This window comes from Polaromonas sp. (assembly GCF_035638815.1).
Lineage (GTDB): Bacteria > Pseudomonadota > Gammaproteobacteria > Burkholderiales > Burkholderiaceae_C > Polaromonas.
In genome coordinates this window covers 147,758-163,761 of sequence record NZ_DASQZG010000016.1, presented here as the reverse complement: position 1 = coordinate 163,761, position 16,004 = coordinate 147,758, and the positions used below count along the sequence as shown (strand labels likewise).

Below are 16,004 nucleotides of genomic sequence, written 5' to 3'. Positions count from 1 at the left end.
ATTCATCATGAAATTTAAACTGATCGTGGTTGCTGCCGCAGCCACGCTGGGCAACCTTTGCCTGGCGCAAACCACAACCCCCGCTGCGGCTCCCGTTGCAGCGAGCCAGAAGACCACCTGGAAACTTGCAACCGGCTACCGGGCAGAGTCTTTCCACACGCAAAACATTGCGCAGTTTGCGCGGGAGGTAGAAGAGGCAACGCGCGGGCAGTTGGTGATTCAGGTTCACCCCAACAACACGCTGGCCAAGCTCAATGACATCAAGCAGGCCGTGGTGGACGGCAAGGCCGAGGCTGGCGAAACCATCATGACCAGCCTGGTCAAGGACATGCCCATCGCGGGGGCGGATTCCATTCCATTTGTGGTCAGTAGCTACAGCGACGCAGAGCGCCTTTGGAAGCTGCAGCGGCCTGGCATGGAAAAACATTTTGCCCAGCGTGGATTGAAGCTCCTGTACGCCGTGCCATGGCCGCCGCAAGGGCTGCACTCCAGCAAGCCGATCCGCGGTCTGGCCGACTTCAAGGGCACGCAAATGCGTACTTACAACTCGACCACACAACGCATTGCTGAACTGCTTGGCGCCAAGCCGGTAGACGTCGCCATGGTGGATGTGGGCAAGGCGCTGTCAGAAGGGCGCATGGACAACATGATCACGTCGGCCCTGACCGGTGTAGAAAACAAGGTTTGGGGTCCGATCAAGTATTACTACGAGATCAATGGCTGGTTCCCGAAAAACGTTGTCTTTGTGAGCAGCAAGGCGTTTGATGGCCTGAAGCCCGAAGCCAAGAGTTCAGTCGTCAAGGCATCGGCTGAAGCCGAGTCCCGTGGCTGGGCGGCCAGTCAGGCGCTGGCAGTGAGTGCCACCAACGAATTGCGCCAAAACGGGGTCAAGATAGACCGCATTCCTGCCGACCTGGACCAGGAGATCAAGCGCATGGGCGAGAAGTTCTCACGGGAATGGGTACGATCCGTAGGAAATGAGGCCAATGACATCTTTGTGCCCTACTACCTGAAACCCTGATTTTTAATGTCCTGCGGTGAGCCTGTTGCGAGCCCTTCATGTTTAACACTACTTTATTGAAATCATGCTGACCAACCATCAAACCGCTGCGGGCAAGCCCAAAGACAAATGGCAATTCTGGATTGACCGGGGCGGTACGTTCACCGACATCGTGGCCAGGAAGCCCGACGGCTCGCTGACCACCCACAAATTGCTGTCTGAAAATCCGGAGCAGTACCGTGATGCAGCCGTCGCAGGTATCCGCCATCTGCTGGGCTTGAAGAATGGTGAGCCGATTCGTGCCGACGTGGTCGACTGCGTGAAGATGGGCACCACGGTAGCCACCAACGCGCTGCTGGAGCGCAAGGGCGAGCCAACCTTGCTGGTGACAACACGCGGGTTTCGGGATGCGCTGCGGATTGCGTACCAAAACCGCCCGCGCCTGTTTGATCGCAACATTGTTTTGCCCGAGCTGCTTTACAGCGCTGTGGTGGAAAGCCATGAGCGGATGGGCGCGCAGGGGGAGGTTCTCCAGAAACTCGATGAAGCCTTGCTGAAAAATGAATTGACGGCGCAGTACGACAAAGGTCTTCGCAGTGTGGCCATTGTGTTCATGCACGGCTACCGCTACACGGATCACGAGAAAGCGGCCAAACGCATTGCGCAGGAAGTGGGCTTCACGCAAATCAGCACCTCCCACGAAACCAGCCCGATGATGAAGTTTGTCAGCCGGGGCGACACCACGGTGGTGGACGCTTATCTCTCGCCCATCTTGCGCCGCTATGTTGAGCAGGTGGCGGGCGAGATGCCGGGCGTCAAGCTTTTCTTCATGCAGTCTTCTGGCGGGTTGACCGATGCCCATGTGTTTCAGGGCAAGGACGCCATTCTCAGTGGCCCAGCGGGCGGCATTGTGGGCATGGCGCGCACGGCGGCCATTGCGGGGCACGCCAAGGTGATTGGCTTCGACATGGGCGGAACTTCCACCGATGTGTCGCATTACGCGGGCGAGTTTGAGCGTGAGTTTGAAACTCAGGTGGCGGGTGTGCGCATGCGTGCGCCCATGATGAGCATTCACACCGTGGCGGCCGGTGGTGGTTCCATATTGAAATTTGACGGCGAACGCTTTCGCGTGGGGCCGCAAAGCGCCGGTGCCAATCCTGGCCCCGCCAGCTACCGCCGTGGTGGCAGGCTGGCGGTGACGGATGCCAACGTGATGGTCGGCAAGATTCAGCCGCGTTATTTCCCCAAGGTGTTTGGCCCCAATGCTGACGAGGCGCTGAGTTTTGATGCGGTGCAGACGCAGTTCAACGAGCTGGCCGGGCAAACCGGGCGCAGCGCCGAGGTGGTGGCCGAAGGCTTCATCAACATCGCGGTGCAGCAGATGGCCAACGCCATTAAGAAAATATCAGTGGCACGCGGTTACGACGTGACACGTTACACCCTGCAGTGTTTTGGTGGTGCGGGCGGGCAACACGCCTGTCTGGTAGCCGATGCGCTGGGCATGACCAAGGTGTTTGTGCATCCTCTGGCCGGTGTGCTGAGTGCGTACGGCATGGGCCTTGCCGACCAAAACGTGATTCGCGAGCAGGCGGTGGAGCTGAAGTTGGTTGAAGGCGCCTTGCCGAAAATCGCATCGCTACTGGACCAGCTGGTGGCGACGGCTGAGGGCGAGTTGCAGCGTCAGCAGGTCAATGCAGGCGCCATCACCACGCACCGCCGGGTGCATGTCCGCTACGAAGGCAGCGATGCCGCGCTCATCGTGCCGTTCGGCAGCTTTGAAGAGATCGAGGCCGGGTTTGAGGCGGCTTACCGCCAGCGCTTTTCGTTCCTGATGCAGGGCAAGGGCCTGATTGTTGAGGCAGTGTCCGTCGAAGCCGTGGTGGCAGGCGATGCGCCAGCAGAGCCACGCCACGCCACGCACGAACCCCGCGAAGTCCCGCGCCGCGAGACCGTGCGCATGTATTCAGGCGGGCAGTGGCACGATGCTGCCCTGGTGGTGCGCGAGGATCTCCAGCCCGGCGACATCATCTCGGGCCCGGCCATCATTGCCGAGAAAAATGCAACCACCGTGGTGGAGCCCGGATGGGAAGCAGCTTTAACGGCTTTGGACCACCTGGTCCTTGATCGGCGGACGGAGCGTGCTATCAAATTTGCAGCAGGTACCAAGGTTGACCCGGTCTTGCTGGAGGTCTTTAACAACCTCTTCATGAACATCGCCGAGCAGATGGGCCTGCAACTGCAAAACACCGCCTACTCGGTCAACATCAAGGAGCGGCTCGACTTCAGCTGCGCGTTGTTTGACACCGCCGGCAACCTGATTGCCAACGCGCCGCACATGCCGGTGCACCTGGGTTCCATGGGCGAGAGCATCAAGACAGTGATTCGCGAGAACGCGGGCAAGATCCAGCCGGGCGATGTGTATGTGCTGAACGACCCCTATCACGGTGGTACGCATCTGCCCGACATCACGGTGATCACGCCGGTGTATCTGGGCACTGCGCAAACAGCGCCCACCTTTTACGTGGGCTCGCGTGGTCACCATGCGGATGTGGGCGGTATCACGCCAGGATCCATGCCGCCGTTTTCAACCCGCATCGAAGAAGAGGGCGTGCAGATCAACAACGTCAAGTTGGTGGAGCGCGGCGTGTTGCGTGAGGCCGAGATGGTGGCACTGCTAAAGAGCGGTCAGTACCCGTCGAGGAACCCGCAGCAAAACATGGCCGACTTGAAAGCACAGATTGCCGCCAACGAAAAAGGTGTGCAGGAGCTGCGCAAGATGGTGGACCAGTTTGGGCTGGATGTGGTGCAGGCTTACATGGGCCATGTGCAGGACAACGCCGAAGAGTCGGTGCGCCGCGTGATCACGCGTCTCAAAGACGGCGAGTTCACACTGCCGCTGGACAACGGCGCGCAGATCAAGGTGGCGATACGCGTGGACAGCAAAAACCGCAGTGCCGAGATTGACTTTGCGGGAACCTCAGCGCAGCAGACCAACAACTTCAATGCGCCGACAGCTGTTTGTATGGCGGCGGTGCTGTATGTCTTCCGGACCCTGGTGGATGACGACATCCCTCTCAACGCCGGCTGCCTGAAGCCGCTCAAGGTGATGATTCCTGCGGGGTCGATGCTGAACCCGAACCCTCCGGCTTCTGTCGTGGCGGGCAATGTGGAAACGTCGACCTGCATCACCAATGCGCTGTACGGCGCGCTGGGTGTGATGGCGGCCAGCCAGTGCACCATGAACAACTTCACCTTTGGCAATGCACGCCACCAGTATTACGAGACCATTTCAGGTGGTTCGGGTGCTGGCGGTGTGATGGATGACAGCGGAGCCATCGCCAAGGGTTTTGACGGCACATCGGTGGTGCAGACACACATGACCAACTCACGCCTGACTGACCCGGAAGTGCTGGAGTTCCGCTTCCCGGTGCGGCTGGAGAGTTATGAGATTCGCCCCCAGTCGGGCGGTGCAGGGCGCTGGGCGGGCGGCAACGGCGGCGTGCGCCGCGTGCGTTTTCTGGAGGCCATGACGGCGAGCATCTTGTCCAACGGCCGCAAACACGGCGCGTTTGGCATGGCTGGCGGCGAGGCGGGGCAGGTTGGGCGTAACGTTGTGGTGCGCGCCAACGGCCAGATCGAGACGTTGGACCACATTGGCCAGGCGGAGATGATGCCGGGCGACGTGTTTGAGATCCATACACCCGGCGGTGGAGGGTTTGGGAAAGCCTGAGTCCGGGGCCGTTTTTGTGTTCCACAGCCGTCCCATCGTGCGTTTATGATTAAAAACGGCACCTCGCCCTTTAATAACGGGCGAAGTTTGCTATCAAATCAGGAGTAAATGACATGGGTGGCCTACACGATATGGCAGAGGTGGTGGGTGGCAACTACAGGTTTTTGGCGCAATACAACCGCTGGATGAACCAGCGTCTGTATGTGGCGTGTGAAACGCTGACCGATGAAGAGCGCAAACGCGAGCGTGGCGCTTTTTTCGGCTCCATCCACCACACGCTGAACCATTTGATCGTGGGTGATCAGGTTTGGCTCAAGCGCTTTGCGCAATGTGCGGTGGACAACGGCGCCACTTTGCCCAGCCTGAACCCGACCGTGCTGGATCTGCCGGAGGGCAGTCACCTGGACACCGTGGTCTTTGCTGACTGGCAGGCCCTGCGGGGAAAGCGCGAGCAGCTTGATGCGGCTATCGAGGCCTGGGTGGCCGAGATGCCGGCGCAGTATCCCTCATTTGTCATGCGTTACAGCAACAGCAAAGGGGTGCAGCGCGCGCATCCGGCCTGGCAGGCCATGGCGCACTTTTTCAATCACCAGACCCACCATCGCGCCCAGGTCGGCACTTTGCTGACACAAGCGGGTGTGGACGTTGGCGTGACAGACATGATTGCGTTGGTTTAGGCCGCCCCCGACGAAAAACGGCCACAAAAAACCCGCCAGGTGGCGGGTTTTTTCTTGCAGCTTCAAGAGCTTATTTCTTGGCGGCGCTGGCAGCGGGTTTGGCTGCATCCGCTTTGGCATCGGCCTTGACTTCAGCTTTTGCATCGGTTTTTGCTGGCGTTACCGCGGCCTTGACTTCCTTTGCAGTTTCCTTGACAGCGTCTTTGGTGGCAACCGCAGCGCCCTTGACGGCATCTTTGGTGGCAACCGCTGCATCCTTGGCTTTTTCGGTCACTGATTTGTCGGTTTTCTTGTCAGCTTTTGCGTCGGCCTTCGCTTCTGCTTTTGCCTCTGCCTTGGCATCGGCTTTCACTCCAGCCTTTGCTTTTGCATCGCCTTTGGCGGTGGTTTTGTAGCTGGCCCCATTGATGGTCATGCCTTCAGCGGAGAATTTTGCGGCGCTGTCAGTACCAACACCTTTGACGCGGGTCACAAAATCATCCCAATCCTTGAATTTGCCTTTTTTGCGCTCGGAGAGAATCAGGGCGGACTTGACGGGGCCGATGCCTTTGATGCTGTCCAGGTCTGCCTCGGTGGCGGTGTTGACGTCGACGGCGGCAAAGGCCGCGGCGACAAACATGGCGGCAACAAAGGCCAATAGTTTCTTGAACATCGGAAAGCTCCTCAGTGGGTTTTTAAAAATCAGGTGGGATCCTGAAGTCAGGATGCCCACCCTTAACGGTTGCCCGCGTCGCGGGGTTGACTCGGCCACTGGCTACCCTAACGGACAAATCGGCTGGAAAATCGCTCAGGGACCTTTGCTTACGCCACTTACCAGCGTACGCATGTATGCGGCCACGCCGGTCTGGACATCGGCAAATACATGGTTGCAGCCAACCCGCCGCAAAGCCGTTAAATCAGCTTGGGTGTAGCTCTGGTACTTGCCCACCAGCGCGGCAGGGAAGTCGATGTAGTCGATCAAACCCGCTTTTGTGGCCTCATCAAGGGACAAGGGTTTGCCGCCGGGCTGGCGCAGGGTGTTGATGACACTCAGCGCGACATCATTGAAAGGCTGCGCGCGGCCGGTGCCCAGGTTGAAGATGCCACTGGCCTGCGGGTTATCAAAAAACCAGAGGTTGACGGCTACAACGTCGTCAATAAACACAAAGTCACGCATCTGGCCACCGGCACCGTAGCCACCGTACTCACCAAAAAGCTTGACCTTGCCGTCAGCATGAAACTGGTTGAACTGGTGATACGCCACACTGGCCATGCGTCCCTTGTGCTGCTCGCGTGGGCCATAGACGTTGAAATACCGAAAACCAGCGACTTGCGTGGACGCGCCAGAAAAATCCTTGCCCAGCTCGCGCCTGAGTTTCTGGTCAAACAGCAGCTTGGAGTAGCCGTAAACGTTGAGCGGTTTTTCAAATTCAGGCGATTCGCGAAAGGTGTCTGAACCGCCATAGGTGGCAGCCGACGACGCGTAGAGCAGACGTGTGCCTTGCTCCTGGCATGCCGAGAACAGGTCGCAGGACAGCGTGTAGTTGTTGTCCATCATGTATTTGCCGTCGAGCTCCATGGTGTCGCTGCAGGCGCCTTCATGAAAAACCGCTTCGACTTCGCCAAACGCACCTTCGGCAAACAGCTCGTAAAAGTCGTCGGCGTCGATGTAGTCTGCAATTTGCAGATCAGCAAGGTTGCGGAATTTGTCGCCGTGGGTCAGATCGTCCACCGCAATGATGTCGTCGATGCCGCGGGCGTTCAGGCCTCTGATGATGTTGGCGCCAATAAAACCCGCCGCGCCAGTAACCACTATTTTCATTGGAACAATTCTCCGTAGGTGACCGTAGCCGTCCCAAACTTGCCGACCACAACGCCACCTGCGCGGTTGGCGATTGGCACAGCATCGCGCAGGCTCAGGCCAGCGGCTGCCATGGCAGCCAGAGTGCCGATGACCGTGTCGCCAGCGCCGGTGACATCAAACACTTCACGCGCCAGGGCCGGCACATGCAAAAAGCCCTGCGCGTCAAACAGGGTCATGCCTTCTTCACTTCGGGTCAGCAGCACGGCCTGCAATTGAAGCGTCTCGCGCAAGTTTTGCACCTTGGTTTGCAAGTCAGCTTCGTCGCGCCACATGCCTATCACCTGCTCAAGCTCGGCGCGGTTGGGCGTGATAGCGGTCGCATGTTTGTAGCGGGAGTAGTCCGAGCCCTTGGGGTCAACCAGCACCACTCTCCCGGCTGCGCGCGCCGCGTCAATCATCAGCGCAATGTGCGCCAGCCCGCCTTTGCCGTAGTCCGAAAAAAGCACGGTGTCATGTTCAGGTAGCAGTTTTCCGAACTCGGCACGCTGCGAGGCCAGCACCTCGTTTTCGGGCGTGCTCTCAAAGTCAAGACGCAGCAACTGTTGCTGCCGGCCAATCACACGCAGCTTGACGGTGGTTTTAAGTTGCGGGTCGCGTCCAAAGCAGGGCTTGACCCCCGAGGCGGCTACCAGCGTCTCGAGTTGATGGCTGGCTTCGTCATTGCCCACCACGCTCAGCAGCGACGACTGCGCGCCCAGGGTCACGATGTTGTAAGCCACATTGGCCGCACCACCCATACGCTCCTCCTGCCGCGTGACACGCACCACCGGCACCGGCGCCTCCGGCGAAATGCGATCCACCGCGCCATACCAGTAGCGGTCCAGCATGGCATCGCCGACCACCAGCACACGCGCCTTGGCGAGTTGCTCACGAGATAGATTTGAAGCGGTCATGCGTAGTTATCTTCAAACGGGGAACAGCGTGGAACCGGCTTTGCCGGGCCACAGCTGTTGCCCCTGCAAGGGGGAGGAGGCGAAGCCTCCACGGGGTGTGCCTAGCTTTTTCATAACTCTTCTATCCGCCGCGCAGGATAGCTGTCCCAGGCCTGGCAACCAGGACAGTGCCAGAAGTGCTGGGTCGCCTCAAACCCGCACGCCGCGCAGCGGTAACGCATCAGCGGCTTGGTGGCCTTGTCCAGCGCGCGTTGCAGCAAGCCTTGCTGGTGATCGTTGCCCAGTTTCTCGCCGGCTATCCACCGTGCAGCCGCAACTAGCGAAGCTTCCCGCTCCAGGTGCTGAACGTAGTGGTCGCGCGGGGCCGCAGCGGCTGTATCCAGCTTGACGATGGCCTCCACCACATCAATGGACGGCATCTGCTCGTAACTGGTGTTCAGCAATGCCAACGCCGCCGCTTGCTGACCGCTTTGTTGAGCGATGTTGCCGAGCAGGCTGGCTGCAAGCGGCATGGCTTGCGGGGCTGTTTTTTCCAGCTTGAGCAAGGTGGCAAAAGCATCCTGCTGCTTGCCCAGCTGACTTTGCAGTTTGGCCAAATCGATCAAGGGGCGAGCGGAGGCGGGTGCGAGCGCGACGGCCTGTTGCAGACAGTCCAGTGCCTGTTGGGTAGCGCCCGATGCGGAAGCGGCCAGCGCCTGTTCACACAGGTAGTGGGCCTGCCGCGTGCTAAAGCTTCCGTGACTCACGCTGTCAAGCTTGCCCGCAATTTCTGTCGCGTGTTCCCAGTCGCGTGAGCGTTCATAGATCGACAGCAAGGCAAGCCGCGCTTCCTCTTCGTAACTGGTGCCTTCCAGTTTTCTCAGGGCGATTTCGGCACGGTCCAGCAGCCCGGCTTTCAGGAAATCAAGCGCCAGTGCATGTTGCGCGCGGTCACGTTCGGGCTGGGTCAGGTCCCCCCGGGACATCAGGTGCTCGTGTACACGCACGGCGCGCTCGTACTCGCCGCGGCGGCGAAAAAGATTGCCCAACGCGAAATGCAACTCGGACGTATCAGGGTCGTTTTGAACCGCCTCAATAAAGGCGTCGATCGCCTGGTCCTGTTGTTCGTTCAGCAGAAAATTCAGACCGCGAAAGTAAGCCTTGGGTGTTTGCTTATTTTGAATGCGAAGTTGCCGCAGTTCCAGCTGGGACGCGAACCAGCCCAGCGCAAAGGCAATGGGAAACCCGAGAAGTACCCAGGTGAAGTCAAATTCCATGGTGCATGCTTGATGGGTTCTCGCTGACGTTGCCGGCCCGGTTGTGGTGCTGAATGGTTTTGCGCTTTTTCCACCAGCGCGGCATCATCATCAAAATGCCGGCAGCCAGGCCAAAGGCAAATGTGACAAGGACGACCAGCACTTGCGGCGCCTGCCACTGCGTGCCGAAAAAGAAGTTAACGGAAACGACTTGCTGGTTGTTCAGCGCGAAAGCAAAAAGCGTAAAAAAAATGGCTGCTTTAAGCAGCCACATCAGGTATTTCACTGGAAGTCCCCTTGTGGTCTGGCGATTGTAGCGAGAGCACCGGGAAGGATACCTGCCAACCTACTTGGGCTTGGTCACCAGCATTTCTTCGGTCCGGGTGTCCACCGCTTCGCGCAGGGCTTTGCCTGGCTTGAAATGGGGCACGCGTTTTTCCGGAATGGCCACACTTTCGCCGGAGCGCGGATTGCGCCCCATGCGCGGCGGGCGCCGGTTGATCGAAAAACTGCCGAAACCGCGAATCTCGATCCGGTGCCCACGCACCAATGCATCGCTCATGGCGTCAAGAATCGTCTTGACGGCATATTCGGCATCACGGTGGGTGAGCTGGCTGAATCGGGCAGCCAGTTCTTCGACGAGATCGCTTCGGGTCATAAATTAGGGGACAGAGAAATGGCGTGCTGTTCCGGGGAGCAGGCACGCCATTTCTGGGAGGTCCTGATTACTTCTCTGCGTTGTCCATCTTGGCGCGCAGCAGCGCACCCAGGTTGGTCAGGCCGGCGTTGTCGCGTGACGACTGCTGGCTCAGCGATTGCATGGCTTCCTGCTGGTCAGCGTTGTCCTTGGCTTTCACGGACAGCTGGATGTTGCGGGTCTTGCGATCCACGTTCACCACAACAGCCGACACTTCGTCGCCTTCTTTCAGCACGTTGCGCGCGTCTTCGACGCGGTCACGGCTGATTTCGCTGGCGCGCAGGTAACCAATGATGTCTTCGCCCAGATCGATCTCGGCGCCCTTGGCGTCAACCGTCTTGACCTTGCCGGTCACAATCGCGCCCTTGTCGTTGATCGACACGAAAGTGGTGAACGGGTCGGAATCAAGCTGCTTGATGCCCAGGGAGATACGCTCGCGGTCGACGTCGACAGCCAGCACAATCGCTTCAACTTCCTGGCCCTTTTTGTAGTTGCGCACGGCGGCTTCGCCGGGCTCATTCCACGAGAGGTCAGACAGGTGCACCAGGCCATCGATACCAGCAGCCAGGCCCACAAAGACGCCGAAATCGGTGATCGACTTGATCGGGCCTTTGACGCGGTCGCCGCGCTTGGTGTCTTGTGCAAATTCTTGCCATGGGTTGGCCTTGCACTGCTTCATGCCCAGGCTGATACGGCGTTTGTCTTCGTCGATCTCGAGGACCATGACTTCGACTTCGTCGCCCAGGGTCACAAGCTTGCTTGGGGCCACGTTCTTGTTGGTCCAGTCCATTTCGGACACGTGGACCAGACCTTCGATACCTGGCTCGAGTTCGACAAATGCGCCGTAGTCGGCGATGTTGGTGATCTTGCCGAACAGGCGGGTTGCCTGTGGGTAGCGGCGGTTCACGCCCATCCATGGGTCGTCGCCCATCTGCTTCAGACCCAGGGACACGCGGTTTTTCTCGGTGTCGAACTTCAGGATCTTGGCAACAATTTCCTGACCAGCTGTCACCACTTCGCTTGGGTGACGCACGCGGCGCCATGCCATGTCGGTGATGTGCAGCAGGCCGTCAATACCGCCGAGGTCCACAAAGGCGCCGTATTCGGTGATGTTCTTGACGATGCCCTTGACGGCAGTGCCTTCTTTCAGGGTTTCCATCAGCTTGGCGCGCTCTTCGCCCATGCTGGCTTCGACCACAGCGCGGCGTGACAGCACGACGTTGTTGCGCTTGCGATCGAGCTTGATAACCTTGAATTCCATGGTCTTGTTCTCGTACGGAGACAAGTCCTTGATGGGGCGGGTGTCGATGAGCGAACCGGGCAGGAAAGCGCGGATGCCGTTGACCAGGACGGTGAGGCCGCCTTTGACTTTGCCGCTGGTCTGGCCAGTGACAAATTCGCCGGATTCCAGGGCTTTTTCCAGGCTCATCCAGGATGCAAGACGCTTGGCCTTGTCGCGGGAGAGCAGGGTGTCGCCATAGCCGTTTTCGACGGAGTCGATGGCAACGGAAACAAAGTCACCGACCTGAACTTCGAGTTCGCCCTGGTCGTTTTTGAATTCTTCGAGGGGGACATAAGCCTCGGATTTGAGTCCGGCGTTGACGACAACGTGGTTGTGGTCGATACGAACAACTTCAGCGGTGATGACTTCACCGGTACGCATTTCAGAGCGTTTCAGCGATTCTTCAAATAGGGCGGCAAAAGATTCTGACATTGATTTTCCTAGTCCACAAAACAGGATTCCGACAGCACCATTGCTATCGTTTTTAGAGCTGACTGTGGCGGTTTTGTGCGGGTGACCGCGGTTAAGTTAAAAATTTCTGCTGACCGAAGCACTGGCGTGCCTACAAAATGTATGAGGGTCAGAAGGGCCGGGTGCCTTGCCACCAGTCAAGAACCTGAGCCACCGATTCTTCAATCGAGAGCAGGGAGTTGTCCAGCAATTCGGCATCATCAGCGGGCTTCAAAGGTGCGGATTGCCGCGACATGTCGCGTGCGTCCCTAGCCTCGAGATCCTGCTGAATCTCGGCGATTGTAGCTGAAATTCCCTTTGAAATCAATTGCTTATGGCGCCGTTCGGCCCTGTGGCGGGCACTCGCCGTGAGATAGATCTTCAGGGGGGCCTCGGGGAAAATAACCGTCCCCATGTCCCGGCCGTCGGCCACCAGGCCAGGTAGTTGCCTGAAGCTGTGCTGAAGGTCTATCAGGGCCAAGCGCACGGCGGGCAGGGAGGACACGCGGGAGGCATTCATTCCGGCTTCTTCGCTGCGAATGGTTTCGGTGACGTCCCGATCACCCAGGAAAACCTTGCCATCGACAAAGCGAACCGGCAATTTCCTGGCCATCAGAGCAATTTCAGCCTCTTGATCAGGGCCTATCGCCAGGCCTGCCTGCAAGGCGGCAAATGCGGTAATCCGGTACATCGCACCTGAATCCAGAAAGTGGTATCCCAACTTCTGCGCCACCACGGCCGCAACTGTGCCTTTGCCTGAGGCGGTCGGGCCGTCTATGCAGATGACCGGGATCAGATCCTGCCCGGTTTTGACGACCGAAAACAGTGTTTCGAAATAGTCCGGAAAGGTCTTGGCAACACATTTGGGGTCCAGAATGCGAATCGGTAACTGCGCGGGGTTAAAGGCCGCCAGCGAAAAACACATGGCGATCCGGTGATCGTCGTAGGTATGGATGGGAGCCGTCTGCCACTGAACAGGGGGAGTAATCTTCAGGTAATCAGCACCTTCCTCGACCTCTGCGCCCAGTTTGCGCAACTCGCAGGCCATGGCAGCGATGCGGTCGGTTTCCTTGACGCGCCAGCTGGCGATGTTGCGAAGCACCGTGGTGCCGTCGGCGTACAGCGCCATCACCGCGAGCGTCATGGCGGCATCCGGAATATGGTTGCAGTCCAGCTCGATGGCCTTCAGGGGCCACGAGCCGCGCCGAACGGTCAGGCTGTTGGTCCGGGTTTCAATGTGTGCGCCCATTTGCCGGGCTGCCTCAACAAAGCGGATATCGCCCTGTATCGAGTCCTCTCCCAACCCTGAGATTTCTATGCCATTTTGGCCTTCTGCCCAAGCGGCTATTGCGCCAAGTGCTATGAAATAGCTAGCAGACGAAGCGTCGCCTTCGACATGAATTTCACCTGGTGAGCGATAGCGGCTACCGGCGGGAATCGTGAAGCGCTGCCACCCGTCGCGTTCGACGTCGATGCCAAAGCGCGAAAGCAACTTGAGTGTGATTTCAATATAGGGCCGGGAGATTAATTCGCCGACCACGTCGATGTGGATGTCCTGCTCGGCCACCAGGGGCAGGGCGAGCAGCAACGCTGTCAAGAACTGGCTGGAGACATCGCCGCGCACCTGGATGGGAGCGGCGAGGCTTAACTGCCCCGCTCTGATACGCAATGGCGGAAAGCCTTCCTGTCCCAGGTAGTCAATCGCACACCCGAGTTGGCGCAGGGCATCGACCAGATCGCCGATGGGCCGCTCATGCATGCGGGGGATGCCAGACAACTCGAAGTCACCACCCAGCAAGGCCAGAGCGGCAGTCAGTGGCCGCATGGCTGTACCGGCGTTGCCCATGAAGAGCTTCGCCTGCTTTTGAGCCAACTGACCACCCAGTCCCTCGATGAGCGCCGTTCCACCATTCTGCTCGACCGAACAGCCCAACTGCCGAAGTGCCGTCAGCATCACGGCGGTGTCGTCAGACGCCAGCAGGTCACGAACCGTGGTGCGGCCCTCACTCAGGGCTGCGAGCAGGAGAACACGGTTGGAAATGCTTTTGGAACCGGGCAAGCGAACGCTGCCACCTGCCTCGGTCAGCGCCGGGATGTCCAGGAACTCAATATCGAACATGGACCCGCGCTTATTTCGTAAAGGATTTTTGTGAGCTGATTCGCCAGTTGGCGCGCGTGTGACTGGCTTGTTCAATGCGCTGCTCCAGCGCTTCACCGTCGCCGGCGGCTATCATTTTTTCCAGTTCCTGAAGGGTGGTCTGGAAAATTCTGGATTGCTGTAGCAGCTCTTCCTTGTTGGCGATTAAAACGTCGCGCCACATTTTGGGATCGCTGGCTGCAATGCGTGTGAAATCACGAAACCCGGGGCCGGCTAGCGACAGGTAGTCCTTGCCCTCGGCCTGGCCTGAGATGCTGTTGATCAGGGCAAACGCGATCAGATGCGGGAGGTGGCTGACGGCAGCATAGGCGGCGTCGTGCGCCTGCGGAGACATTTTCACGACATGGCAACCGAGTGCGGTCCAGACGTCCACCGCTTTTTTCAGCTGCACGGTAAAGGTGCGTTCAATGGGCGTCAGGATGACTTGCTTGCCGTTGTACAGGTCCGCATCCGCATGCTCTACGCCAGAGACTTCTTTGCCGGTGATCGGGTGCGCCGGCACAAAGCAGCCCAGATGATCGCGCAGCACGCGGCGGGCAGCGTCTACGACATCTCGCTTTGTGGAGCCGACGTCCATGATCAGGGTTTTGGGCCCGACCAGGTGGCGAATCGCCTTGAAAGACGCTTCGGTTGCCGAAACCGGCACCGCCAGCAGCACGATATCGGCGCCTGAGACAGCCAGCAGCGCAGAGGGCGCCTCGACGTCGATGACACCCATTTGGCGGGCGCGCTCCGTGGTGGAGGGCGATTTGCTGTAGCCGACGACGCGTTTCACCAGACCGGCGCGCTTGAGCGCCAGGGCGAACGATCCCCCCATCAGGCCGCAGCCAATCAGGCCTAACTGTTCAAACATGGGGGTGCCAAGGTTAATTGCATTTGCTTCATTATTGCTTCAGTCCCCGGCGGGGTAGGTGCCCAGCACTTTATAAAACGCGCACAGCTGTTGCAGATCCTTGAGAGCCGCCGCAACATGGGGCTGGGAAGGATGGCCCTGCAGATCAATGTAAAAGAAGTATTCCCATTGTCCAGACCGCGCAGGGCGGGACTCAAAGCGCGTCATGGAAACGCCGTGCGTCTTGAGGGGGACCAGAATGTCGTGTACGGCGCCTGGTTTGTTGGGCACAGACACGATCAGGCTGATGCAGTCTTTACCCGATGCCTCCGGTGCGCGCAGTACCTGCGGCAGGCAAATCACGGCAAACCGCGTGCGATTGAATGCATCATCCTGAATGGCATGAGCGGCAATGTGCAAACCGAACTGCGCACCGGCCCGCTCGCTCGCAATTCCCGCCCACGCGGGGTCGGATGCGGCCAGTCGGGCGCCTTCTGCATTGCTCGAGACAGCGCGCCTTTCGGCGTTTGGCAAATGGGTGCTAAGCCATTCCTGGCATTGCGCCAAGGCTTGGGCATGAGCAAGCACAACCTCCACCCCCTCCATCGATTCGGAGAGACGCAGCAGGTTATGGCGTACCAGCAGGCTGGTTTCTCCGATGACGTGCAGGGGGGAATTGAGAAACAGGTCCAGCGTGCGAGTGACTACACCTTCCGTGTTGTTCTCGACCGGAACAACACCGAACTCAGCCGTTCCGGCAGTGGCCGCGCGGAACACCTCGTCAAAGCTCGCGCACGGCACGTGTTCGATGCTGGACCCAAAAAACTGAACCGCAGCCTGCTCGCTGAATGTACCGGCGGGTCCGAGATAAGCCACCCGATGGGGCGCTTCCAGCGCGCGGCAAGCCGACATGACTTCACGCCAGATATGGGAGATGCTGTCGCCGGACAGGGGGCCTGCATTGGCAGTCTGCAAACCCTGAATGACCTGTGCTTCACGCTCCGGCCGGAAAATCGGTGAACCATCGACGCGTTTGATCTCGCCGACCTCATTGGCCAGCGTGGCGCGCCGGTTCAGGAGAGTGAGCAACTGCTGATCCACTGAATCAATTTGCTGACGAAGTTGCAGAAGATTCTGGGTCATGACTTTGGGGTAGCAGGCCGCGGGTTCGCCGGCGATATTTCGGGCTTGGGGTGTCTTCATGCGC

Annotated in this window: 13 protein-coding genes; 3 read left to right on the top strand and 10 right to left on the bottom strand. The window is 59.0% G+C overall.

Going from position 1 to position 16,004, the window contains the following annotated elements; all coding sequences use genetic code 11:
- Nucleotides 1-7 precede the first annotated feature (7 nt).
- From VE934_RS10985 to VE934_RS10975, 3 genes are all read left to right on the top strand, one after another.
- A complete protein-coding gene (locus VE934_RS10985; protein WP_324887345.1) occupies nt 8-1,021 on the top strand; it encodes a TRAP transporter substrate-binding protein in 1,014 nt (337 codons plus the stop codon).
- 64 nt (nt 1,022-1,085) lie between these two features.
- Nucleotides 1,086-4,730 carry a hydantoinase B/oxoprolinase family protein gene (locus tag VE934_RS10980; RefSeq protein ID WP_324887343.1) on the top strand — a complete coding sequence of 1,215 codons (3,645 nt, stop codon included), beginning with the start codon at nt 1,086-1,088 and terminating at the stop codon, nt 4,728-4,730.
- A 113-nt stretch (nt 4,731-4,843) separates the two neighbouring features.
- Nucleotides 4,844-5,407: a DinB family protein gene (locus VE934_RS10975; RefSeq protein ID WP_324887341.1), complete on the top strand. Its 564-nt coding sequence runs from the start codon at nt 4,844-4,846 to the stop codon at nt 5,405-5,407.
- A gap of 70 nt (nt 5,408-5,477) precedes the next feature.
- Here the strand turns inward: VE934_RS10975 and VE934_RS10970 are convergent, their stop codons facing one another.
- The 10 genes from VE934_RS10970 to pheA all read right to left on the bottom strand — a co-directional run bounded on the left by VE934_RS10970 (nt 5,478) and on the right by pheA (nt 15,940).
- Nucleotides 5,478-6,059, bottom strand: a complete 582-nt coding sequence (locus VE934_RS10970) for a ComEA family DNA-binding protein (RefSeq protein ID WP_324887339.1) — start codon at nt 6,057-6,059, stop codon at nt 5,478-5,480.
- 135 nt (nt 6,060-6,194) lie between these two features.
- On the bottom strand, nt 6,195-7,208 hold the full coding sequence (gene rfaD / locus VE934_RS10965; protein ID WP_324887337.1) for an ADP-glyceromanno-heptose 6-epimerase: 1,014 nt from the start codon (nt 7,206-7,208) through the stop codon (nt 6,195-6,197).
- Complete coding sequence (rfaE1, locus tag VE934_RS10960; RefSeq protein WP_324887335.1) at nt 7,205-8,143, bottom strand: D-glycero-beta-D-manno-heptose-7-phosphate kinase; 939 nt, start codon at nt 8,141-8,143, stop codon at nt 7,205-7,207. Before rfaE1 ends, rfaD begins: the two co-directional genes overlap by 4 nt.
- Before the next feature lie 110 nt (nt 8,144-8,253).
- Nucleotides 8,254-9,399 carry a lipopolysaccharide assembly protein LapB gene (lapB, locus tag VE934_RS10955; protein WP_324887333.1) on the bottom strand — a complete coding sequence of 382 codons (1,146 nt, stop codon included), beginning with the start codon at nt 9,397-9,399 and terminating at the stop codon, nt 8,254-8,256.
- Nucleotides 9,389-9,664 (bottom strand): LapA family protein, encoded by a 276-nt coding sequence (locus VE934_RS10950; RefSeq protein WP_324887331.1) that lies wholly within the window; start codon nt 9,662-9,664, stop codon nt 9,389-9,391. Before VE934_RS10950 ends, lapB begins: the two co-directional genes overlap by 11 nt.
- Before the next feature lie 60 nt (nt 9,665-9,724).
- Complete coding sequence (locus tag VE934_RS10945) at nt 9,725-10,036, bottom strand: integration host factor subunit beta (protein WP_324887329.1); 312 nt, start codon at nt 10,034-10,036, stop codon at nt 9,725-9,727.
- Between the two features lie 67 nt (nt 10,037-10,103).
- Complete coding sequence (gene rpsA, locus VE934_RS10940; RefSeq protein ID WP_324887327.1) at nt 10,104-11,789, bottom strand: 30S ribosomal protein S1; 1,686 nt, start codon at nt 11,787-11,789, stop codon at nt 10,104-10,106.
- 148 nt (nt 11,790-11,937) lie between these two features.
- A complete protein-coding gene (locus VE934_RS10935) occupies nt 11,938-13,926 on the bottom strand; it encodes a bifunctional 3-phosphoshikimate 1-carboxyvinyltransferase/cytidylate kinase (RefSeq protein ID WP_324887325.1) in 1,989 nt (662 codons plus the stop codon).
- A gap of 10 nt (nt 13,927-13,936) precedes the next feature.
- Complete coding sequence (locus VE934_RS10930) at nt 13,937-14,818, bottom strand: prephenate dehydrogenase (RefSeq protein ID WP_324887323.1); 882 nt, start codon at nt 14,816-14,818, stop codon at nt 13,937-13,939.
- A 39-nt stretch (nt 14,819-14,857) separates the two neighbouring features.
- Nucleotides 14,858-15,940 (bottom strand): prephenate dehydratase, encoded by a 1,083-nt coding sequence (gene pheA / locus VE934_RS10925; protein WP_324887660.1) that lies wholly within the window; start codon nt 15,938-15,940, stop codon nt 14,858-14,860.
- Nucleotides 15,941-16,004 lie beyond the last annotated feature (64 nt).